Genomic DNA, 23808 nt, shown 5'->3' on the forward strand with positions numbered 1-23808 from the left:
AAACAACGCCGTTTTACAACGGTGGCAAGAAATCGCGGAAATCCTGATGGTATGATGCACGTTTAATACCCTGCTTTTGTCAGTATTTGCTTTCTCATTTCTGGTTTGACAGATCATGTTAATCACTATCTTTGTGGCTGCCAGTTTGCTGGTGCTGGCAGGAACTTACAGCCTGTGCGGCAACCTGTATCTGTTGTTTTCAGGCGAGCGCCCCGCGAATTGGCAAAAACACTTTTACCTCTGCTTGCTGGGCGGACTGTTGTTGGGTCTGGCATCGTGGCTGGGCACTTTCTGGATGCTGCTGCCTTATCCAAATATAGCGGGTGATGGCTGGTTTGCTGGCTTCCCCTATGTGGCGGTATATATCGATGACACTGCTTATCACTACCATTTTGGTTTCACCAGGACCAGTGTGCTCGCCAATGGCTTGTTCTGGTTTCTGTTGCCCATGACGGGTCTGCATTTATATGCCAGGCACTGGCAACGTCAACAAAAGAAAACTCGCTGAGAATTTGCCTGGCGTCAAAGATTTTTTGCCTATACTGGTGAGATGGTTCTGAACCAGGGCTGACCAGGGAGCAAAAAATGAAAAAACAAGTTTTCCCATTTACCATGGTGGATGTCTTTGCCAGGCAAACACTGGCAGGCAATGGTCTCAGTGTCTTCGTGCTGGAGCAAACCTTGTCTGCTTACATGATGCAGGCAATGACGCGCGAAATGCGCCAGTTCGAGAGTATCTTCCTGCAGAAGCTGGAAGGGCAACACAGATGGCGCACCCATATATTCACCATGGAAGAAGAGCTGGGCTTTGCTGGTCATCCCATCATCGGCGCGGCAGCATGCCTGCACCAACTTTACCAGCCGGACAGCAAGACAGCGGAATTTGAATTCGTCCTGAATGAACGCAGTGTATTTGCCAGCAGCAAACAAGAGAGTGGCAATTTTTTTGCTGAAATGAATCAGGGCAAGGCCAGTTTTGGCGAACCCTTGAGCGCAAGTGTTGCTGAAAATTTCTTGAAAGCCCTAAACCTGCATGCGCATGACCAGGTAGCGGATTTGCCACTGCAAGTGGTATCGACAGGCCTGCCTTATCTGATCGTGCCTATACAACAGCACCTCGACAAAGCCCGTATCTGCCATGAAAAGTTTGAAGCGCTGCTGGCCAGCGTAGGTGCAAAATTTGTCTATGTGCTGGATGTGCAGCGCCGCGAAGGGCGTACCTGGGACAATGAAGGCAAGGTTGAAGATATCGCCACTGGTAGTGCGGTTGGCCCTGCCGGTGCCTATATGGTCAGGCACTTGCGTGCCCAGGCTGGTGATACGCAAATTTTTGCCCAGGGCGCCTATGTGCACAGACCCAGTGAATTGCATGTGAGCCTGAATGCCGAAGATGAAACTGTGCTGGTACATGGGCAAGTTTGTCTGGTTGCAAAGGGCGAGCTCTACGTCTAAAACCCTGAAGCATGAGTCAAGCATCAGTGGATCCGTCTTGTTCAGGTGGGTCATAGGGCAGGCATCCATCAATGAATTGCAATAATGGAATCATGATTTTTGCTTCTTGAAACTATGGCCGCCTGATATTGACATGCCAGATGCTGCTTTTCTTCAGACTTGCCTTATTGGCCCCTGCATGGTTCAGGCGTCACATTTTTGTGCTGACCATAGCTCTTGCAAGCCCTCGCGGCAATCTTTGCACACGAAATCTTTTGGATTTAACAAGTAGTTCAATTACATAAAGTAGTCTAACTACATTGCTCTCTTGCCCCCTTGTGGGGCGTACACAACACATTTCAGTGCATAGAGGTGGCCTTGCTATAGAGGTCTTATCTGGTGCACGTATTTTGTTTGTAGTTTTTTGTAGTCTTCGTTTGACATTGAATCTAGTTTTAGTACAAAATTCATCTCGGAACGTTGGGTTCTGATTGCCGGGCTGGAATGTTGGGTTTCTGTCCGGTGACTCAAAGAGTGCAAGTCATATAAAAGTGTGAGGGGACATTACATGAAACAAGCTACGCAAAAGCGTCGGCAGGGCGAAGCTCTGCACCGTTTTTCTTTTAAGTTGAGTCCAGTCGCCGCTGGATGTGCCGTATTGATCTTTGGCATGACCGACATCGCTGCAGCGCAAGAAGCAACTGGTACTACCGTGGTCGTGACAGGCATCCGCAAGGGCATAGAAGAAGCCATCTCGATCAAGAAAAATTCCAATTCCATCGTCGAGGCCATTTCAGCGGAAGACATAGGTAAATTGCCTGATGCCAGCGTGGCCGAATCGATTGCCCGTTTGCCGGGTGTGACCGCGCAGCGCAGCCGTTCATCAGGTAAGGCGGCAGATGTCAGCGTGCGTGGCTTGTCGCCAAGTTTTAATGGTTCCTTGTTGAATGGCCGTGAACAGGCTTCTACAGGTAATGCCCGCAGCCCGGAGTTTGATCTGTTCCCGGCTGAGCTCATGGGTTCCGTATTGATCTACAAAACGCCAGACGCAGCACTGGTTGGTCAGGGTCTGGCAGCGACGATCGATCTGAATACACTCAAGCCACTGGATTTTGGCAAGCGTGTACTGGCAGCCAGCTATCGCAAACAACGCACGGGCGTAAAATCAGGCTCCGAAGAGGGTACAGGCGACCGCGCATCTTTCTCTTATGTAGATCAGTTTGCGAACCGTACTCTGGGCGTGTCTTTGGGCTTGACCAAGTTCAAGGAAGATGGCGGCGGCCAGCAAAAGTTTGATTCCTGGGGCGGGTTTGCGCCGACTGTCGATTATAACGGTGCCAAAGTTGTGGCTCCGGGTGGTTTCAAGTCTGACACGGAAGTCAGTAAGAGTAACCGTGACGGCGCTTCCCTGACTCTGCAATACAAGCCAAATAAAAACTTCAAATCTACGGTTGATGTATTTTATTCTGCCGGCTCTACCAGCCTGAAGAAAACCGGTCTGGAAGGTGCAATTGCCGGTTCAGCCGGTGGCTATGATCCAGACGGCGTGCTCAGTAATGCAACCATCGTCAATGGTGTTGCCACCACCGGTACTTTCAGTAACTATAAAGGCGTAGTTCGCAATCATAAAGAAAGCGCTGACGATAAACTGACGTCGATAGGCTGGAACAGTGAAATGAAACTCGACGAGTGGACGGCAGTAGCTGATCTGTCTTATTCAAAGGCCGTCAAGCATAGCAAACGCTACGAAACCACGGCAGGTCAGCCGGGTGACGTAACGCCACTGGGCTCGATTTCTTATACCGGTTTTAATGGTGGTAATTTTTCTGATGTGAAGTACTCCACCAGCCTGAATTATTCCGACCGCAATGTCTCCAGATTGACAGACGTCGATGGCTGGGGTGGTGGTCCAAATACGCCGCAAGCCGGGTATGTTGCTTTGCCAGATATTAATGACAAGGTCAACAGCATACGTCTGAGTGCTAAACGCGACCTGAATTTTGGTCCAGTGGTAGCGGCACAGTTTGGCCTTAACTATACTGAGCGCGATAAAGCCCGTACTGGCCAGGAAGGCCGTCTGGTCGTTAAAGGCGGTGGTGGCTATGCTTCTGCAGCGGTACCAGGCAGTGCAGTGGCAACTGCGGGCACGGTTGGTTTGCCAGTAGTCTCGTTTGATCCTGATGGCTCTTTGGGCTCGATTTATGAGCTGGCGCGCTGGGTTGATGCATCCGTGCTCGCAAAAGACTGGACCGTCAATGAAAAAGTAACGACCGCCTACGCAATGGGTGATCTGGATGGTCAGGTAATGGGTTTGAATTACCGTGGTAACTTTGGTGGTCAGTTCATCCACACTAACCAGCGTTCGACCGGTAACCAGGTTGATCTGGCCAAGTGCACAGGCATCACTGTAGATACTTGCCCATTCAAGACTGCCTTTGGTGGCAAGTCTTATTCTGATTTTCTGCCTAGCCTGAACGTCTCTTTTGATCTGGGTAAAGAGCAGTTCTTGCGGGTAGGTCTGGCAAAAGTTTTGTCACGCGCAAACATGGATGATTTGCGTGCCAGCCAGGAATTTGGCGTCAAGACTGGCGGCGCTTTTCCTATCCTCACTGGCAGCGGTGGTAATGCTGAGCTCAAGCCTTTCAGTGCCAAGGCTTTTGATTTGTCGTATGAAAAATATTTCGGCAAGAAGGGTTATTTCAGCGTTGCCGGTTTCTATAAGCAGCTCGATACTTATATCTATCGTGCACCACGTACTTTCGACTTTAAGCCTTTTGTCAGTGCAACCACCCCTTTGCCTCTGAGTGGCCCATATCAAGGTTCTACCGTCGGTTTGCTGACGACGCCACAAAATGGTGAGGGCGGTAATATTCATGGCTTTGAAGTTGCCCTGAATATTCCATTCTCCATGATCACTCCTGTGTTGGATGGTTTTGGTGTCATGGTGAATCACTCTGATACCTCAAGCCAGATCACGCTGCCAGCGTTTGGTTTCGGCACTTCAAATATCAGTGCGCAAAATATTCCTTTGCCAGGCCTCTCCAAGCGTGTCAGCAATCTGCGTTTGTACTATGAAAAAAATGGCTTCCAGATCGCTGTTGCAGGTCGCAAACGTTCTGATTTCCTGGGGCAGATCAGCGACTTCCAGGACAATCAGCAATTGACTTTCATCAAGGGTGAAACTATCGTTGATTTCCAGGTATCGTATGAATTCCAGACGGGTTACCTGAAAGGTTTATCATTGCTGGCGCAAGCGAATAACTGGAACAATGCACCGTTCCAGCAATATGATACTGATCCAAACAAGATCACGGACAAGACCGTGTATGGCAGGACTTATCTATTCGGCCTGAACTACAAGTTCTAAGAACCAGTTTGCGATGTTACTGCGCGAGCGTGATCGGGGCTCATGTGCGGCTCAAAATGCTCATGTACTAAAGTACATTCCGCTTTTTGCGCTGCTCTTCACCCCGCTGACGCTCGCTACAGATCGTAAACAGGTTCTGATCTGGATTGTAAGCAGCCCCTGTCAGCGTCAGCTCACAGGGGCTGTTTTTTTTGGGGTGAAGACAAAATGCAAAATACAATTATAAAAAACGTGGTGATTGTAGGCGGTGGTACTGCCGGCTGGATGACCGCAACGGCGCTGGCAACTGTCTTGCAGGGGCAATATCAGATACGCGTAGTAGAGTCGGATGAAATTGGTATTGTCGGTGTCGGCGAAGCCACCATACCGATGATACAAAGATTCAACCAGGTGGTCGGTATCGATGAAAATGAATTCCTGCGCGAGACCCAGGGTACGTTTAAGCTGGCGATAGAATTTGTCAACTGGGGCAAGCAGGGTGATCGTTACATGCATGGCTTTGGCACGATAGGCCAGGATCTTGGCAGTGTGCGTTTTGATCAGTACTGGCAAAAAATGCGCAAGCTGGGTAAGGCCGATGAACTGGCTGCTTATTCGATTACCCGCATGATGGGCAAGGCAAATAAATTCATGCCCGCCCGTTACGATGTGCCTAATTCACCACTGAACCAGATTGCGCACGCCTATCATTTTGATGCCAGTCTGTATGCGCGTTACCTGCGAAAAATCGCCGAGTCGCGCGGTGTCGTGCGAACCGAAGGCAAGATAGTTTCGGTCAGTCAGCGCGAAGCTGATGGCTTTGTCGATGCCATCGTTCTGGAAAGTGGTGAACGCATAGACGGTGATTTATTCATCGATTGTTCCGGCTTCCGTGGCTTGCTGATAGAGCAGACCTTGCACACCGGTTATGAAGACTGGTCACAGTGGTTGCCCTGCGACAGGGCGCAGGCCGTGCCTTGTGAATCTGCGCCAGAATTATTGCCCTATACCCGCGCCACCGCGCACCGCGCTGGCTGGCAGTGGCGCATCCCGCTGCAGCATCGCATAGGTAATGGCCATGTGTATTGCAGCCAGTATGTCAGTGATGATGAAGCTGCTTCCGTGTTGTTGTCCAATCTTGATGGCAAGCCACTGGCTGATCCGCGTGTCATCAAGTTCAAGACTGGCATGCGCAATAAAACCTGGAACAAGAATGTGGTAGCGATAGGCTTGTCCAGTGGCTTTCTCGAGCCGCTGGAATCAACCAGTATCCATCTCATACAATCGGCCATTGCACGGCTGATTGACTTCTTCCCTGACCGTAGTTTCAATGCTGTCGATATTGCTGAATACAATCGCCAGTCGCGCTTTGAATATGAGCGTATCCGTGACTTCGTGATCCTGCATTACAAGCTTAATCAGCGCGATGATTCTGACTTCTGGAAAGCCTGCGCAGCCATGCCTGTGCCGGATAGTCTGCAGCATAAAATAGACCTGTTCCGCGCCAGCGGCCGCTTGCTGCGCGTTGATAATGAATTGTTTGCCGAGGTTGGCTGGTTGCAGGTTTTTGAAGGCCAAAATTTAGTTCCTGAAAGCCTCAATCCTCTGGTAAATTTGCAGACCGAAGCGGACACCATGGAATATCTCGATAGTGTGCGTGAGGTAGTGCAGAAATGCGTGGCCATCATGCCAGGACATGCTGCCTATATTGCCCAGCATTGCAAGGCCAGAAGCTGAGGCAGTACTGAGTGGGGGAGGCGCCACTGTCATTTTTTACTGGTGGTGCATAGAAAAAAAACTAAAAACAAAGTTGAAATTATGCATACTGGTATGAGCACTACCGAGATTTTTCTCATCGCGATGTTTGTCATTTTTACCGTACCTTATTTGATCTGGAGGGTAGCTAAAACCGACTATTACGCACCACTGGTAGTAGTCCAGATTATCACTGGTATTTTGCTGGGACCTGGTGTCCTTGGTGCGATTTATCCCGACTACTATAAATTCGTATTCAATCCCCAGGTGATACAGTCACTGAACGGCATCGCCTGGTGGGCCGTCATGATTTTTGTCATGATTGCCGGAATAGAACTGGACTTGAAGAAGGCTTGGGAATACCGCCGTGAAAGTACTATTACAGCGGGCCTGGCATTGGGTATGCCTTTATTGTTTGGTTGTGTAGCTGGTCTGGGTCTGCTGAGCATGGATGGCTGGATGGGGGCCAAGGCCATGAGCTGGCAATTCGTGCTCAGTGTGGGCATGGCTTGCGCTGTCACTGCCTTGCCCATCCTGATCCTGTTGATGGAAAAGCTCGATATCCTGCGCCAACCCATAGGCCAGCGCATATTGCGTTACGCCAGTCTTGACGATATTGCCATCTGGGGTGTGCTGGCCGTGATCTTGCTGGACTGGACCAGGGTAGGGCGACAAGTTGGCTTTTTGGTGGTGTTTGCGGTTGCTACTGTCTTGTTTCGCAAACTCATGGTGTGGCTGGAAGAGCGCGACCGCTGGTATGTAGGCCTGATCTGGCTGGCCGCCTGTGCTTTTGCAGCTGACTGGGCGGGTTTGCACTATATGGTAGGGGCTTTCCTCGCTGGCGCTGTCATGGATGCGCATTGGTTTAACCAGGATAAAATGGACCTCATGCGCCACCATGTCTTGCTGGCCATCATGCCGGTGTTTTTCCTGAGTACGGGTTTGCGTACCAACTGGGCGATGGGTGGTGTTGCCGTCTTCGTCGCTGCGGCTGTGTTGCTGTTCGCCTCTGTCACTGGCAAGCTCATAGGCATACAGGTGGCAGGCAAGATACTCAAATGGGAAAAAGGAGAGGCTTCCATCATAGGCTGGCTGTTGCAGACCAAGGCCTTGATCATGATTATCTTTGTCAACATCCTGCTTGATAAGAACATCATCACCAGTGAAACCTTTACTGCCTTGTTATTGATGGCGATCGCCAGCACCATGATGACCGTGCCTGTGGTCTATCCGAAATTGCAGAAGATGAAGGAGTTGATTTTCAGGAGCTGGTAAGATTTTTTGAATCTCTGTTTTTGCAGGTGAAATGCCCGTTGCTTTTGTGGAAGTAGCGGGCATTTTCTTGATGTGGCTTGTACGACTGAATGTGCCAGGATCAGCTTGAAATGTGCAGACAATCATGGGTAGTATTGCTACAGTTTGCTGTTTTCAAGTGAAGTTTTTGTGCCAGATTTTCATTTTTATCAGGCATGCTTGCTGTTTGTAGTAAGTCTTAAAAATTTATGTAGTTTGATTACATTTTGCTGTGGTAGTATTTCAGTATGCTGGCATTCTTGGTATGGTGACTTTGTTGGGAAGTCGTTTTAGCCACCAAGTAATACCGCAATAGTAGTTCATAATAAATTTGGGGACAAAACACCATGCAAGTATCTGCATACAAACCACGTCTGTCGTTCTGGCAGTTGTGGAATATGAGTTTCGGTTTCTTCGGTATTCAATTTGGCTTTGCGCTGCAAAATACCAATACCAGCCGCATCTTTTCTACCCTGGGTGCGAACCCCGATGAGTTGGCATTGTTCTGGTTGGCTGCGCCCATCACCGGCTTGCTGGTGCAGCCTGTCATTGGCTATCTGAGCGACAATACCTGGCACCCATTCTGGGGGCGCCGTCGTCCTTTCTTTTTCATCGGTGCGATACTGGCATCGATTGCCATGTTCCTCATGCCCAATTCCAGCGTCTTGTGGATGGCGATAGCTGTGCTGTGGATGATGGACAGCGCCATCAATATTTCCATGGAACCTTTCCGCGCCTTTGTTGGCGACAAGCTCGATGTCTCGCAACAAACTGCGGGCTTTGCGATGCAGACCTTCTTCATCGGTTGCGGTGGCGTGATTGCCTCTTTGTTGCCGACCATATTTACTGATTATCTCGGCGTCAGCAATGTGCCTGTGAATGGCGCGATCCCTGATACTGTGCGTTATTCCTTTTATTTTGGCGGTGCCATATTTGCCTTGTCTGTCATGTGGACAGTGTTTACCAGCAAGGAAATTCCTCCAGCAGACCTGGAGAAATTCAAACAGGAACGCAAAAATAACCAGGGCATAGGCAAGGCTGTATCAGAGATTCTTGGTGGTTTCACCAAAATGCCCAAGACCATGGTGCAACTGGCGCTGGTGCAATTCTTTACCTGGGTCGCCTTGTTTGCCATGTGGGTATATACCACGCCTTCGATAGCGCAAACTGTCTTCCATAGCAGTGACGCGCAGTCTGCAGCTTTCCAGGAAGGTGGTAACTGGGTGGGTATCATGTTCGCGGTGTATGGTGGTGTGTCGGCGCTCGCGGCTTTCTTGCTGCCTGTGCTGGCGAAGATGACCAGCCGCAAATTTGTGCACATGCTGTGCCTGGTGATAGGTGGTGTCAGCCTGATGAGTATCTTCCTGATTTCATCGAAACAAATGCTGCTCTTGCCCATGGTGGGTGTGGGCATAGCATGGGCCAGTGTGTTGACCATGCCTTACGCAATTCTGGCAGGTGCCTTGCCAGCAAACCGCATGGGGTATTATATGGGTTTGTTCAATTTCTTCGTGGTGATACCGCAGATCATAGCCGGTGTCGTGCTCGGTGCGATCCTGAAGCACTTCTTTGATAACCAGTCCGTCAAGGTGTTGATGCTGGGTGGGGCTTGCATGATAGTGGCTGGCTTGTTGACATTGCTGGTCAAGGATGAAGCTGTCGAAGTTGCATCAGGCTTGGACAAGACGGCAGCTAATGCTGCAGCAGTTTAATCCTCGAATTAATCCTCGATTTCGACGGAGTTTTTCATGCAAGCAAAAGCAATCAGACTGGGGCTGGCAGTACTGCTGACCACGTCCTGCGTTTCCATGTCGCTGGCTGCACCCAAGCTAAAAACAGCACAACCATTTTTGTGGGAAAACGCCACTGTCTATTTTTTACTGACAGACCGCTTCCATAATGCCAACCGTAAAAACGACCTTGCCTATGGCCGTAGAAATGATGCAGCACCCCAGCGAGGTTATGCTGGTGGCGATCTGGCTGGCATTACAGCTAAAATCAAATCTGGCTATTTCAAAGACCTGGGGGTCGATGTCATCTGGCTGACGCCACCGGTCGAGCAAATCCATGCAGGTACCGATGAAGGCACGGGCAAGTCTTACGGTTTTCACGGCTACTGGGCCAAGGACTTCACCCGTGTCGATGCCAATCTGGGTACAGAAGCTGACATGCGCGAGTTCGTTGATACCGCCCATGCACATGGCATGCGTGTTTTGCTCGACGTGGTCATGAATCATCTGGGACCAGTGACAGAGCAAGACCCGGTTTGGCCAGATGAATGGGTCAGAACATCGCCAACCTGTACATATAAAGATGCTGAAACCACCGTCAGTTGTACCCTGGTCAAAAACCTGCCGGACATACGCACAGACAGCAAAGCCACAGTCAGCTTGCCGCCAGTGCTGGTAGCGAAGTGGAAGGCAGAAGGGCGCTATGACAAAGAAATCAAAGAGCTGGATGATTTTTTCCAGCGCACAGGTTTGCCACGTGCGCCACGCTACTACCTCATGAAATGGCATGTAGATTGGGTGAAGAAATACGGTGTTGATGGCTTTCGGGCCGACACTGCCAAACATACGGAGCCAGAAATCTGGAAAGAATTGCACGGCCTTGCCAGCTTAGCTTATGAAGACTGGAAGCAGGCCAATCCTAAAAAGAAACTCGGCAATCAGGCTTTCTTCATGACGGGTGAAGTGTATAACTACGCGATTGGTCATGGTCAGGACTTTAACATGGGGGGCGGCCAGACCGTCAATTTTTACCGGAACGGTTTTGACAGCCTCATCAATTTTAGTTTCAAGTCAGACGCCAACAAGACTTATGAAGCCTTGTTCAGTGATTATGCCGCGCGCCTGCATGGGCCATTGGCTGGATATTCCGTACTCAATTACATCAGTTCGCACGATGACGGTGGGCCATTTGATCTCTTGCGCCAAAAGCCATTTGAATCTGCCAATAAACTCTTACTCAGTCCTGGCGCTGCGCAGATTTATTATGGTGATGAGACTGCGCGTTCGCTGAATGTCGCTGGCGCGCAAGGCGACGCGACCTTGCGTTCTTTCATGAACTGGGATGAGCTTGCAAAGAATGCCAGCCGTGATGGCTACCGCATTGCTGAGGTGCGTCAGCACTGGAGCCACCTGGGTTTATTCCGGCGTGCCCATCCTGCCATAGGAGCAGGTCTGCACGAAAAACTCGCTGAGCAACCCTATACCTTCAAGCGTACTTATGACAAGAACGGTATCAGCGACAAAGTAGTGATTGCACTGGATATCCAGGCGAATAGCAATCCTGCCATCAGCGTCGCAGGCGTGTTTGCCGATGGACAAAAACTGCGTGACTATTATTCAGGCAAGACGGCCACAGTCGTCAATGGCAAGGTGCAATTCAATAGCGGCTTGAGCACGATATTGATCGCACCTTAGTATGAACAGGCAAAAAAATAATTAGAGACAGCATGAAAAAAACAACTTTAGTAAAACTGAATATCTTTGCGGCTGCAGTCTTTGCATTGGCGAGTACAGTTCAGGCGCAAAATTCTGCACGCACTATCGTGTCTGTCAACAAGCAGGCTGATCACCTGGAAATCAAGACCAATGATGGCCACTATATCTTGAAGCCTTACAGTGACAAGATTATCGAAACCAGTTTTATTCCTGCTGCTGAAAAATTCAATCCGGCTTCGCATGCAGTAGTCTTGTTGCCAGCCCGCGTCAAGACCAGTTTCAAAGAAACAGCGAGCAGTATTCAGTATATTGCGGGTGACATCAGTGTCAGCATCAGCAAATCACCGCTACAAATTGCCTATGCCTACAAGGGTAAGCCCTTGCTGTCGGAAAGAAATGGCTATAGCAAAACTGCAGATACAGAAATGCTGGACTTTAATCTGGATGCCAGCGAAGCCCTGTATGGTGGCGGTGCGCGCGCGCTGGGTATGAACCGTCGTGGCAATCGCCTGCCTTTGTATAACAAGGCACACTATGGCTATGAAGAGCGTTCCGAACAAATGAACTTTGCCATGCCGCTGGTATTTTCATCAAAGATGTATGGCCTGCATTTTGATAATGCCGCGATAGGTCAGCTTGATCTCGACAGTAAGAAAAACAATGCACTGGCGTATGAAACCATCAGCGGCCGCAAGACTTACCAGGTGATTGCCGGTGACAGTTGGGCCGACATCGTCAGCAATTACACCAGCCTGACCGGACGTCAGCCTTTGCCACCGCGCTGGACTTTCGGTAATTTCGCCAGCCGCTTTGGTTATCATAATGAAGCAGAAGCGCGCAACATACTGGATAAATTCCGCGCTGAAAAAATCCCTGTCGATGCCATCATCTTTGACCTCTACTGGTTTGGCAAAGATATCAAGGGCACCATGGGTAATCTGGAATTTGATAAAGACAGCTTCCCCAATCCCAAGGGCATGATTGCCGACTTTGCCCGGCAAGGTATCAAGACTGTGCTGATCACCGAGCCTTTCATCTTGACGACTTCAAAAAAATGGCAAGAAGCTGTTGATAAAAATGTGCTGGCAACAGACAAACAGGGCAAGCCATTTACCTATGATTTTTATTTTGGCAATACTGGTCTCATCGATATCTTCAATCCCCCTGCGCAAGACTGGTTCTGGGCTATCTATAAAGATTTGAAAAACATGGGCGTGGCTGGCTGGTGGGGTGATCTGGGGGAGCCGGAAGTGCATCCATCTGCCTTGCAGCACAAGACTGGCAGTGCCGATGAATTGCACAATATCTACGGCCATCAATGGGCCAGGCTGATTGCTGATGGCTACAAGAAGGACTACCCCAATCAGCGGCCTTTCATCCTCATGCGCTCTGGTTATTCAGGTTCGCAAAGACTGGGCATGATACCTTGGTCTGGTGATGTCAATCGCAGTTGGGGGGATTGCGCTCACAACCTGAAATAGCCTTGCAGATGGGTATGCAGGGCATGGCCTATATGCATTCTGATCTTGGTGGTTTTGCCGGTGCCAATCTGGATGATGAGTTGTACGCACGCTGGTTGCAGTATGGCGTGTTCCAGCCAGTGTTCCGACCACATGCGCAGGAAGAAGTGGCGTCTGAGCCGGTCTTGCGTGAAGCCAGGACCAAAGCTCTGGCAAAGGCGGCGATAGAATTGCGCTACCGCATGCTGCCATATAACTACACCTTGGCATTTGAGAATAACCAGCATGGCCTGCCTTTCATGCGACCGCTGTTTTATGCGGAACCGCTGAACCAGAAACTGCAAACTGTTGCTGACACTTATCTGTGGGGGATAACTTCCTTGTTCATCCTGTCATGAAGGCAGGTGAAAAAGAAGCCAGCGTGTATTTCCCGGCAGGCAGTGCCTGGTTTGATTTTTATACTGGTCAGCAACATCAAGGTGGTGCGACTGACACAATAAGCGTAGAGCAAGATCATATCCCGGTGTTTGTGCGTGCCGGCGCTTTTGTACCCATGAGTCCGTTGGTGCAGAATACCCGTGACTATTCAGCAAAAAAACTGGAACTGCATTACTACCATGATGCCTCGGTCAAAAAGTCGGCAGGCAAGCTGTATGACGATGATGGCGAAACCGCGAATGCTTATGAGACGGGGGCTTATACCCTCATGCACTTCAGTAGCCAGGCAAATACTGCGCAGTTGAAAATCAGTCTCCAAGCGCAGACGGGTGTGCATGCTGAGGCTGCAGACAGGAACATTGCACTGCATATACACAATATTGCCAGCAAACCAGCATCAGTAATCCTTCAAGGGAAAGCTGCACCTTTCAGTTGGGATGAAACCAAAAAACAGTTACTTATTGATGCGCACTGGCAAAAAAATAGCAAGGCAGAGCTATTAATAAAGTTAATTAAATGATATTTTCATGCCCGTTTAGAGCCAGATGCAGACTGCTTGCTACGGCAATCACTGATTTTGGGCATGATTTTCAGGGTGTTTGTGGTAAATTGCGGGATTGTATTCTCTGTAAGACAATAGGCAGTAAACCGTATATATGAAGACAGCATGACGACAGAACACGCACTTGTAGAACATGGTAACGCGGCGGGCTTTTCCAGTGGCCCGCGCTTGTTGGCAGATATAGGCGCAACCCATGCGCGCTTTACACTTGAGTCTTCACCAGGTGTGTTTGAATCCGTCAAGGTCTTGAAGTGCGATGAATACACCGACATCATCGCCTTGCTGCGCGCCTATTTATCTACGGTGCCTGCCAGCAAAGTGCATCATGCGGCGTTTGCACTTGCCAATCCTATCGACGGTGACCAGGTCAGGATGACCAACCGCGACTGGGCATTTTCCATAGAAGATGTGCGCCGTGAATTTGGTTTATACACTCTCCTCATCGTCAATGATTTTACTGCACTGGCCATGTCCTTGCCGGGTTTGCAGGCCAAAGAGCTGATGCAGGTGGGTGGTGGTACACCAGTGCCCAAATCCGTTATTGGCGTCCTGGGGCCTGGCACTGGCCTGGGTGTGTCTGGTCTTATCCCTACCTCTGATGGCTTCGTCACCTTGGGTAGTGAAGGCGGCCACGTCAATTTCGCGCCGGTGGATGAGCGTGAATATGCCATCCTGCAATTTGCCTGGAAAGAATGGCCTCACGTCTCTACCGAGCGCCTGATTTCTGGCCCTGGCCTGGAATTGATTTATCGCGCCCTGGCAGATAGAAATAACAAGAAAGTCAAAGGCTTGGCAGCGCAAGATATCATGCGTGGCGCCTTGACTGATGATGATGATGCACTTTGTCTGGAAACCCTGGAATGCTTTTGCGGCATGCTGGGCAGTTTTAGTGCCAACCTCGCTGTGACTCTAGGGGCTTTTGGCGGCATCTATATCGGTGGTGGTATTGTTCCGCTGATGGGCGATTATTTCGCCACTTCAGCCTTCCGCACTCGCTTTGAAGCCAAAGGGCGCTTCACCAGTTATCTGGCGCAAATACCTACCTTCGTCATTACGACGCCCAATCCGGCGTTTTATGGCGTGTCGGCGATTTTGTCTGAACACTTGCGTGGCCGTAGCGGCGACAGTTCATTGATGGACCGCATACAGCAAATCCAGGCAGAGCTGACACCGGCAGAACGCCGCGTCGCTACCCTGGTGCTGGAAAACCCGCGCACGGTATTGAATGAAGCAATTGCTGAGATTGCCCGCCTGGCCGATGTCAGTCAGCCCACCGTCATCCGCTTTTGCCGCTCTCTGGGTTTCCTCGGTCTTGCAGATTTCAAACTCAAGTTTGCCAGCAGCCTGACCGGCACGATACCTGTACGCCATAGCCAGGTACGCATGAGCGACAGCACGCATGACCTGAGCGCCAAGGTCATCGATAACACTGTGTCGGCGATTTTGAATTTCCGTGATCAGCTCGATGTACGCTCGCTTGATCAGGCAATTGCCCTGTTGCGCAAGGCAAACAAGGTAGAGTTTTATGCCATGGGCAATTCGCGTGCCGTGGCGCTGGATGGTCAGCATAAGTTCTTCCGTTTCCGTATCCCTACCGCGTCCTATGGTGATGCGCATTTATTCTCGATGGCGGCAGAATTGCTGAACCCCGGCGATGTGGTCATCGTTGTCTCGAACTCTGGCAAACTGCCAGAGTTGCTGAAAGCCGTTGACGCTGCCCGCCTGGCCGGGGCAGATGTGATTGCGATTACGCCCAACCAGTCACCACTGGCAAAGAAGGCAACAGTCTGTCTGGCGGTCAATCATACTGAGGACAATGCCACCTTTTTGTCCATGATTTCACGCATACTGCAATTGTTGCTGATTGATATTATCGCGGTAGGTTTGTCGGTTGATACACCTGAAACCGAAGGGCATGGCGATGACGTCAAGCGCAAGGAGTTATCGCGTTTCAGTAATTTGCTGATTTCCCACCTGGACAGCTGATTAGGCCTTAATCTAGGCGATGCAGCTTGCCTGAGCAGTCTGGCTGCTGTTATTGTTTTGCCTTTCATCTTCGTGGACAGGCATGTTGGCTCTTGATCCCTTGGTCTTGCTCGATGCGGCTTTGCGCGGTACGCTGCTGGCTTTGCTGTTGCTGCTGTCCGCCATACTGGGTCGTGACCGCCCGCAACTGCTGGTAGTGCGCTCAGGTATCGCACTTTGTCTGGGCCTGGCGGTGCAGGTGATCAGTGCCACTCCCTGGATAGAAGCCACGGTGCCACGTCTGTGGCAAGCACCACTGGTGGCGATTTCTGTTGCGAACGCCGTACTGTTCTGGGTATTTGTGCAAGCCCTGTTCGATGATGACTATGCATTGCGGCCTATGCACCTGCTTGCCTGGTTTGCGGTAGCCGCCCTGAGTGCCTTGAACTGTGCCGTAGTGGCGGGCAGTGCCACTATCATTGCCCCTGTGACGATGGGCATGCAGCGAGCGATACCGCTGGTATTTGCCATTCTGGCGGCGTTGGCAGCGGCGAGGAACTGGCGTACCGACCTGGTTGAGCCGCGACGTCGGCTGCGTGCTTTTATCGTGATTGCTGGCAGTGTCTATACCGTTTTACTATTGATAGCCCGCTTAAGTTCGCCACAGGGGAGGTTGGCAGGCGGTACTGCGATGGCAGATGTACTTGTGTTGCTGCTCATCATCGCCGTCGTGACATTCAGGATGTTAAAACTGGGGCATCTGGATTTATTTCCCTTGCCTGCGTCTCCCTTACAAAAACAGGCAACGACACCAGACTTGCCTCCGCCAGTGTCTGAGGCAGGCGCAGGCGAAGCTACATTGGTGTTGGCTTTACAGAAACTGATGCAGGATGAGCGCCACTACCGCAGCGAAGACCTGACACTGGCCAGCCTGGCTGGCAAGATGCAAATCCCTGAATACCGTTTGCGCAGGCTCATCAACCAGCAGCTTGGTTACCGCAATTTCAATGCCTACATCAACGCCTTTCGCCTGGACGAAGCATGTGCTGCCTTGGCCGACCCGGCGCAGCAGGATGTGCCCGTGCTGACGATTGCGCTGACTTCCGGCTTCCAGTCCATAGGGCCATTCAACCGTGCCTTCAAGGCCGCGACCGGGCTCACGCCTACCGAGTACCGCAAACAAAATATGGCCGATTCCTGAAATCGGCTAGCCGAAATCTGTAATTTTCAGTCTGCGGCAAGACATCATTCGCTTTCCTGCGCATAGTCCGGTTCATCCGGGGCAATGTCCCCGGCACTCGACCGATTGGAGCCTGAATGATGAAAGCGAAGTATCTACTTCTTGTTAAACGACTATTCAATTGTTTTAAGAATGCACTGCTGTACCTGTTGTTATTTGCTACCGGCACTGCAAGTGCATCGGTTGGCCTGACAACGATAGCCCCAAGTGCTACAGATGGCACTATTACCTTGTATTATCCGAGCAATGCACCTGAGCAACAAATTAATTGGGGCCGCTTTCAGTTCCATTTGGCTGAACACGCAGAGCCTGTGCGCGGCAATGGACATCTGATCATTATTTCGCATGGTTCAGGGGTTCCCCCTGGGTGCATGCCGACCTGGCGCGCAGCATGGTTGAAGCAGGTTTTATCGTTGCCATGCCCGAACACCATGGTGACAATTACAAGGATGACAGTCATCCCGGGCCCGACAGTTGGACCTTGCGACCTGCGGAAGTATCACGCGCCATTGATGCTGTTGGCCGTGACCCGCGATTTGCGCCTTTGCTGACGCTGGACAAGGTAGGCATGTATGGCATGTCGGCAGGCGGCCATACCGCGCTCAGCATGGCAGGTGGGCGCTGGTCACCGGCGGGATTCAAGCAGCATTGTGAAGAAGATCTGGTCAATGATTTTCAATCGTGCGTAGGTTTGATTACCCGCCTCAATGGCGGTTTCTTTGATGGGCTGAAAAAATGGCTGGCTTTGACAATTATCCGCAGCCGTTTCAGTGATACCACCACGCGTGAACACCATGATCCCCGTGTGGCTGCGATTGTGGCTGGCGTACCTGCCGCTGCTGACTTTGACATGGCATCGCTACAAAACCCACCTGTGCCCTTGGGTCTGGTCACAGCCGGGCAAGACCGCTGGCTGGTGCCGCGTTTTCATAGCGGCAGGGTATTGGCGGCCTGCCAGACTTGTGAACACATTGCGGACGTGCCTGACGCCGGCCACGGTTCCCTGTTGTCGCCCCTGCCACCAAACCTGACTGGCCTGGTTGGCGACATGCTCAATGACCCACCCGGTTTTGACCGTGGGCAAATGTCTGCGGTGGATAAGAAAATTACCGCATTCTTTGCAAAGCACTTATTGCATTAGAACGTACTTATTTATTGAGCAGGTAATTGAAGCTGAAAGACACTCTGTCGGTATCTGTGAGGTTGGGGCCTACTCTGTGAAATACATCGGACCTGAACAAGACCAGCTTGCCGACTTCAGGTTCGATGACATAGTTTTCAAACTGCTTGTATTGCATGTCGCAAGGGAAGATGGCGAGCTCGCCATCATGCTGGTTGGTGCTGAAGTAATATACGCCGCTGATGGGTACGCCTTCAACATTCCTGTCGTGATTATGCCTTTCCTGGTAACCAAATTTCTTGGTGACATTGATCCAGCTTTGCGTATATTGGTGATCTATTTTCCAGTCCTTGTCACGCCTGGTCATGTGGACAAACTGCAAGACACTGTCTTCGATGAATTTTCTTAAATGCTGCAATCCGGCAAGTGCGAAAATATTTTTCTCATTGTTGAATGAACTGAGCACATTGTCACCCCATGAATGGCCAAGCAGGCGGTTCAAGTCTTCCTTGCGGCGCAAGACTTCGTCATTGATGGCATAAATGGTGTCGTCATCGGCCTTGGAGATGCCAACCAGGGTGGGGAAGAGTACTTCGATATTCATGTGCGCACCTTCTGAAATGATGCACATGATCATAGATGATTTGCCTGCTTATTTGCGTATTATTGCGATACTTTATGGTGATGGAAGGAGTGATTTTTAATGCTTCATTCCCTGCTCATTTCCATTTTCGCAAATTACCTCAAGCCCCGGGCATTCTGCATGCAGTTGCGCCAGCAGGGCCCTGGCGATACCAAGTTCACGGTAACTGGGTTTCACATACAGGACATGGACGCACACTTGCCCGGCATGGATGCTGCAATCCAGTGCTCCCACATGTTGCTGATCCAGAAATGCAGACAGCAAAAAATGCGTGCAGTTGCTTTGTTCATCTTGTTTACAGATGCGCAGTGCCGTTTTCACAGCTTCTCCAGAATTGATCTCTGTCATGATTTCACTGCTCCCCATAAGTAGTGGACGCCCAAAGCCAGCAAGCCGATGAAGAAACAGCGTTTGAACAGCGCTGGCTGCATTTTGTCGCGTATGACTTGCCCCAATTGCATGCCAGCCAATGCAGGTAGCAGGGCCAGTATGGAATCACCAGCAATATTCCATTGCAAAGTACCACTGCCGTACAGGTTGATGCCCAAGGCCAGTGTGGATACCGTGAAAGACAATCCCATCGCCTGTACCAGTTTGTCCTTATCAAGATTCAGGGCTTGCAGGTAAGGGACAGACGGCAAGACAAATACGCCGGTAGAGGCGGTGACCATGCCTGTCGCAATGCCGATGACAGGGGCCAGCATGCGTTCTGCCTGAGTGGGTACTTGCCAATGCACCGATGCCAGCCCCATGACGCCATATAGCAGCAATGCCACGCCCAGGCCAGCACCTGAGCAGACAGGATCGAGCTTACTGAATAAGAATCCGGCTACAAAAGTGCCAAGGCAAATGCCCAGAAGCATAGGGGTCAGGCGGTGCAATAAGGGCATTAGCCCGGTGCCACTGCCGAGTTGCCGTATATTCGTTAAAAGCGAAGGTAGAAACAATAGAGCTGCGGCTTGCATCGTCGTCATCGACAAGCTCAGCAAAGCGATTGCCACCGTTGGCAAGCCCAGGCCTATGACTCCTTTGATCATACCTGCCAGGAGAAAAATAGAACCTACGGCCAGCCACTGCGTGCTGTTGCCATGAGGGGTAAATAGCGTAATGAGGGATTCCATATAGACAGTTTGCCATTACCAACAAGAACTGAAAATGTGGAATATACTCAGAAAGGCTTCGTATTTTACGTAGTCTAAATATGGGACATACGAAAAAATGCCCCAACTGCGTTGCAGCTCCTAGCCGTACTAAAGTACTGTCTTCGTCGCTGACGCCTTGCTGGGACAATTTTTCGTAAGTCCTACTTTGAAAATATTATTCTCATGCGCTTTGATCTGGTTGATCTTCAATTATTTGTCCACGTGGTGGAGGCAGGCAGTATTACTGCCGGGGCAGACCGTTCCCATCTGGCGCTGGCGTCGGCCAGTGCGCGCTTGCGCGGTATGGAAGATTTGCTGGGCGTGCCCCTGTTACTGCGGCAAAGGCGCGGTGTGGAAGTGACTGATGCTGGCCGCACGCTGCTGCACCATGCGCGCATGCTGATGCAGCAGATGGAAAGAATGCGCGGTGATCTCGGTGATTATGCCAAAGGCCTCAAGGGCCATATACGGATGTTGTGCAATACCTCGGCGCTTACTGAATTCCTGCCGCAGGCGCTGGCCATTTATATGCAGGCACATCCGCACATCAATATCGAAGTTGAAGAAAGACTCAGCAACGACATCGTGCAAGCCATCATTGCTGAACAGGCCGATATAGGCATCATTGCCGATACGGTTGATAGTGCAGATTTGCAGGTATTTCCCTTCCGGCAGGATCAACTGGTGCTGGTGACGGCAGCCCAGCATCCATTGCATGCTGTGGCTGCGGTCAATGGCATCCTGGCCTTTGCCGATATCCTGACCTATGACTTCATAGGCCTGGCTGGTGACAGCGCCCTGCAACAATATTTGAATGAACATGCGGCGCGGCTGGGGCAGCGTTTGCATTACCGCCTGCGTTTGCGCAGCTTTGATGGCATTTGCCGCATGGTGGAAAGTGGTGCTGGCATCGCCATCATCCCCGAGACGGCAGCTTTACGTTATGAGCAGTTGATGAAAATACAAAGGCTGTATCTGACTGATACCTGGGCTGTCAGGAACTTGCTGATCTGTGTGCGGCAATATGATGAGCTGCCGACCTATGCGCGTGAATTGATCAATGCCATCAAGGCCTGAAAATTTTGTGCAGTATGCAAATAGCTTGGTCTGCCGGTCTTCTTGCTACAATGCAGGTCTGTTTCATCTTCAATCTCCGTTCTCATGTCCGTTACCACTTCCATAGGCAATGCTTTCAAAAGCTTCACGAGTAAATTTGCTGCCAGCCCGGTTTCACCTGCGTCACCCGTAATGGCACCAGTTTTTGCCAATCTGAATATCGATGCTGCATTGACGCTGGCCTTGTTCGAGGTCTTGACGGCAGAAACAATCAAATTGAAATGGCAAGACAATTACCTGGCCCTGGAAGATGGCTTGCTGCTGGCAGTTGAGCGGGTGGAAACTGTTACGCTTGCTGAAGACAAATTCCGTACCTGCACACGTATCTATGCCAGCCATGCGGCCTACTTCCCGGAGGGTTTGAGCGAATACCAGCATGCCATGGGTGCCACTGAATCTGACGCGATACTTGAAGGTTTGCGTACCTGGGCCAGGATGGACTTATTGGTATTGCAGGATGCTACCCGCGAGCAGCCTTTGAATTGCACAGTCATAGAAATGAACACCAGCGCTGAGGCGGCAGAAGGCCGCAGTTTTCGCCAGGTAATATTGGGCCCAGTCGCCCATCTCGCCAGCCTGCCCGCGCCCAAGAAAAAAGAAGAACATCCATTTTGCCCATGCTGCCTGTTTACAGAAAGCATGCCGGCTTTTCATGATCTGTTGCAGACCAGTGATTTCATCGGCATACGCTTGTTTGCCTCGCGTGATAACGAAGGCAAGCTGGCTGCTGATTGTCGTGTCAATGGCGAAGATTTTTTGCCTGCGGTCGAACACCTGAAACAATATGCAGAAAAATGGCCGCAGCGCGGACTGGAATTCCGCAAGCAATATGTCGTTGTCAGGACCAGCGGACATAGCGTCAATCAAGCGCAACTTGTGCAATCCGGCAAGGTGCAGCCTTGATGCCGGTTCGTCAAGTCAAATGGCGGATGTGATACATTAGAAATAAGCATTCACTATGCGTCACCAATTAACTATCAACGAGTGAGGAATATTATGTACCGTAGCTACTTCAAGGGACAATGGAGTGAAGGCAATACGCCACTGTTTGGCGCCATGGATAATGCAGTCTGGCTGGGTTCCTCAGTGTTTGATGGTGCGCGTTCCATTCGCGGCCTGACGCCAGACTTGCGTTTGCATCTGGCCCGCGTCATACAATCAGCCCAGCGCCTGGGTTTGCAATGCCCATACAATGTCGATGAACTCGAAGCATTGTGCCGTGAGGGCATCGCCCTGTTTCCGGCGGATGCCGAGCTGTATATACGTCCGCTGGTATTTGGCACTGACGGTTTGCTGATCCCTGAACCTTCAACTACGGGCTTTGCGCTGACTTTGTTTGATGCACCCATGCCGGCATTTTCCGGTTTCTCTGCCTGCCTGTCCAGCCTGCGTCGTCCCGATCCTTCCATGGCGCCGACTGATGCCAAGGCTTCCTGCCTGTATCCAAATTCCACCAGAGCCTTGCGCGAAGCCAAAGAGCGTGGTTTTGACAATGGCGTGGTCTGTGACATGCATGGCAATGTGGCTGAATTTGCCACTGCCAATCTCTTCTTCGTGACTGCTGATGATGAGATTGTCACACCTGTGGCAAACGGCAGTTTCTTGTCCGGCATTACCCGCGCCCGCGTTATTGGTTTACTCAAGGACGATGGCAAGCAAGTGTCCGAGCGCACTGTAAAACCGGAAGAATTGCTGGCAGCCAAAGAGATTTTCAATACAGGTAATTTTGCCAAGGTAACACCTTGCACCAGATACGAAAGCCGTGAATTGCCTATAGGTGTAGTGGCGACACGTGCCCGTGATCTGTATTTGCAATTCATGCAAAATACCTGATTCGCATCCTGACCCAGACTGAACGACAGATCGATGCTGAAGCGCATACATCATGTAGCCATCATATGCGCTGATTATCAGGTGTCCAAGGATTTCTATACCCGGATTCTGGGCTTGAGCGTTATTGCTGAGACCTATAGGCCAGAGAGAGCTTCATTTAAGCTTGATCTGGCCTTGCCAGACGGTTCGCAAATAGAATTGTTTTCCTTCCCTGATGCGCCACCCAGGGTATCCCGGCCTGAGGCACTGGGTTTGCGTCACCTGGCATTTGAAGTCGATGATGTGTCAGTCTGTAAAGCGATGCTGGAGGCAAAGGGGCTGGAAGTGGAAGATATCAGGCTGGACGAATTGACAGGGCGGCGCTTTGTCTTTTTTGCTGACCCTGATGACTTGCCCCTGGAGTTGTATGACGCTTTGCCTTGATAGATTTGCCAGGCAATATGAAGAAAGCATGAGTCGAAAAAAACCGGGGAATGAGATTCCCCGGTTTTTTTGACATACTCTGATTTACTTCAGGAACTGCTCATTCCCGACCATACCGATCTTGGTCACACCAAGACGCTGTGCCGCTGCCATGACCGCAGCCACAGACTTGTAAGGCACAACAGCAACCGGACGCAGATGAATCTCTGGCTGGTTTGCTGCAGGCATCGCTGCCGATTCAGCCAACTTCGCTTCCAGCTGTGCATGATCGACTGCCGTACCATTCCAGGACACCGTTCCATCAAAATCGACGTCGATATTCACCACCACAGGCGGTGTAGTTGGTGGCGGTGGGTTACCTGTCGGCATATTCAGGTTCACTGCGTGATTCTGAATAGGAATGGTAATAATCAACATGATGATCAATACCAGCATGACGTCAATCAGCGGCGTCATGTTCATTTCTATCATCACTTCCGGATCGGATGATCCTCCGCCGGAACCAATTTGCATACCCATAATGCTTCCTTCATGAGTTATTTACTCGCATAACGAATAATTCGATAGCTGAATAAAAAATCAAACTTCAAGACCA

Annotated in this window: 19 protein-coding genes and 1 pseudogene; 16 read left to right on the forward strand and 4 right to left on the reverse strand. The window is 50.7% G+C overall.

Annotation, left to right across the window (positions count from 1 at the left end):
• The first annotated feature begins 115 nt into the window (after positions 1–115).
• From UNDKW_RS05240 to UNDKW_RS05290, 12 genes and pseudogenes are all read left to right on the forward strand, one after another.
• Positions 116–508: a hypothetical protein gene (locus tag UNDKW_RS05240; protein ID WP_162057858.1), complete on the forward strand. Its 393-nt coding sequence runs from the start codon at positions 116–118 to the stop codon at positions 506–508.
• Positions 509–585: 77 nt separating this feature from the next.
• A complete protein-coding gene (locus UNDKW_RS05245; RefSeq protein ID WP_162057859.1) occupies positions 586–1452 on the forward strand; it encodes a PhzF family phenazine biosynthesis protein in 867 nt (288 codons plus the stop codon).
• Positions 1453–1999: 547 nt separating this feature from the next.
• On the forward strand, positions 2000–4798 hold the full coding sequence (locus tag UNDKW_RS05250) for a TonB-dependent receptor (RefSeq protein WP_162057860.1): 2799 nt from the start codon (positions 2000–2002) through the stop codon (positions 4796–4798).
• Positions 4799–5005: 207 nt separating this feature from the next.
• Entirely contained in the window at positions 5006–6514 is a 1509-nt protein-coding gene (locus UNDKW_RS05255; protein WP_162057861.1) for a tryptophan halogenase family protein, read from the forward strand.
• 81 nt (positions 6515–6595) lie between these two features.
• Positions 6596–7807: a cation:proton antiporter gene (locus tag UNDKW_RS05260; RefSeq protein WP_162057862.1), complete on the forward strand. Its 1212-nt coding sequence runs from the start codon at positions 6596–6598 to the stop codon at positions 7805–7807.
• A 365-nt stretch (positions 7808–8172) separates the two neighbouring features.
• Positions 8173–9537 carry an MFS transporter gene (locus tag UNDKW_RS05265; RefSeq protein WP_162057863.1) on the forward strand — a complete coding sequence of 455 codons (1365 nt, stop codon included), beginning with the start codon at positions 8173–8175 and terminating at the stop codon, positions 9535–9537.
• Between the two features lie 36 nt (positions 9538–9573).
• A complete protein-coding gene (locus UNDKW_RS05270; protein WP_162057864.1) occupies positions 9574–11250 on the forward strand; it encodes an alpha-amylase family glycosyl hydrolase in 1677 nt (558 codons plus the stop codon).
• Between the two features lie 32 nt (positions 11251–11282).
• Positions 11283–13129: pseudogene (locus UNDKW_RS05275) on the forward strand (TIM-barrel domain-containing protein).
• Entirely contained in the window at positions 13126–13689 is a 564-nt protein-coding gene (locus UNDKW_RS30280; protein WP_370529088.1) for a DUF5110 domain-containing protein, read from the forward strand. Before UNDKW_RS05275 ends, UNDKW_RS30280 begins: the two are co-directional and overlap by 4 nt.
• A 147-nt stretch (positions 13690–13836) precedes the next feature.
• Complete coding sequence (locus UNDKW_RS05280) at positions 13837–15717, forward strand: glucokinase (RefSeq protein WP_162057865.1); 1881 nt, start codon at positions 13837–13839, stop codon at positions 15715–15717.
• Positions 15718–15799: 82 nt separating this feature from the next.
• On the forward strand, positions 15800–16897 hold the full coding sequence (locus UNDKW_RS05285) for an AraC family transcriptional regulator (RefSeq protein WP_162057866.1): 1098 nt from the start codon (positions 15800–15802) through the stop codon (positions 16895–16897).
• A 430-nt stretch (positions 16898–17327) separates the two neighbouring features.
• A complete protein-coding gene (locus UNDKW_RS05290) occupies positions 17328–18077 on the forward strand; it encodes an alpha/beta hydrolase family protein (protein ID WP_370529089.1) in 750 nt (249 codons plus the stop codon).
• Between the two features lie 7 nt (positions 18078–18084).
• Here UNDKW_RS05290 and UNDKW_RS05295 read toward each other — a convergent pair whose 3' ends face one another.
• From UNDKW_RS05295 to UNDKW_RS05305, 3 genes are all read right to left on the reverse strand, one after another.
• The gene (locus UNDKW_RS05295) at positions 18085–18660 is read right to left on the reverse strand and encodes a putative 2OG-Fe(II) oxygenase (protein WP_162057867.1); all 576 of its coding nucleotides are present in this window, start codon (positions 18658–18660) and stop codon (positions 18085–18087) included.
• Positions 18661–18756: 96 nt separating this feature from the next.
• A complete protein-coding gene (locus UNDKW_RS05300) occupies positions 18757–19047 on the reverse strand; it encodes a GNAT family N-acetyltransferase (RefSeq protein ID WP_162057868.1) in 291 nt (96 codons plus the stop codon).
• The gene (locus UNDKW_RS05305; protein ID WP_162057869.1) at positions 19044–19820 is read right to left on the reverse strand and encodes a sulfite exporter TauE/SafE family protein; all 777 of its coding nucleotides are present in this window, start codon (positions 19818–19820) and stop codon (positions 19044–19046) included. The genes UNDKW_RS05300 and UNDKW_RS05305 overlap by 4 nt, the downstream gene beginning before the upstream one ends.
• Before the next feature lie 204 nt (positions 19821–20024).
• Here UNDKW_RS05305 and UNDKW_RS05310 point away from each other — a divergent pair, with 204 nt between their 5' ends.
• From UNDKW_RS05310 to UNDKW_RS05325, 4 genes are all read left to right on the forward strand, one after another.
• On the forward strand, positions 20025–20918 hold the full coding sequence (locus UNDKW_RS05310) for a LysR substrate-binding domain-containing protein (protein WP_162057870.1): 894 nt from the start codon (positions 20025–20027) through the stop codon (positions 20916–20918).
• A gap of 84 nt (positions 20919–21002) precedes the next feature.
• Positions 21003–21860: a DUF6348 family protein gene (locus UNDKW_RS05315; protein WP_162057871.1), complete on the forward strand. Its 858-nt coding sequence runs from the start codon at positions 21003–21005 to the stop codon at positions 21858–21860.
• A 93-nt stretch (positions 21861–21953) separates the two neighbouring features.
• Positions 21954–22790 (forward strand): branched-chain amino acid aminotransferase, encoded by an 837-nt coding sequence (locus UNDKW_RS05320; RefSeq protein WP_162057872.1) that lies wholly within the window; start codon positions 21954–21956, stop codon positions 22788–22790.
• Positions 22791–22823: 33 nt separating this feature from the next.
• Complete coding sequence (locus tag UNDKW_RS05325) at positions 22824–23213, forward strand: VOC family protein (protein ID WP_162057873.1); 390 nt, start codon at positions 22824–22826, stop codon at positions 23211–23213.
• Positions 23214–23297: 84 nt separating this feature from the next.
• Here the strand turns inward: UNDKW_RS05325 and UNDKW_RS05330 are convergent, their stop codons facing one another.
• Positions 23298–23732, reverse strand: coding sequence for a biopolymer transporter ExbD (locus UNDKW_RS05330; RefSeq protein ID WP_174247568.1), 435 nt, complete (start codon positions 23730–23732; stop codon positions 23298–23300).
• Positions 23733–23808 lie beyond the last annotated feature (76 nt).

The organism is Undibacterium sp. KW1, assembly GCF_009937955.1.
Lineage (GTDB): Bacteria > Pseudomonadota > Gammaproteobacteria > Burkholderiales > Burkholderiaceae_D > Undibacterium.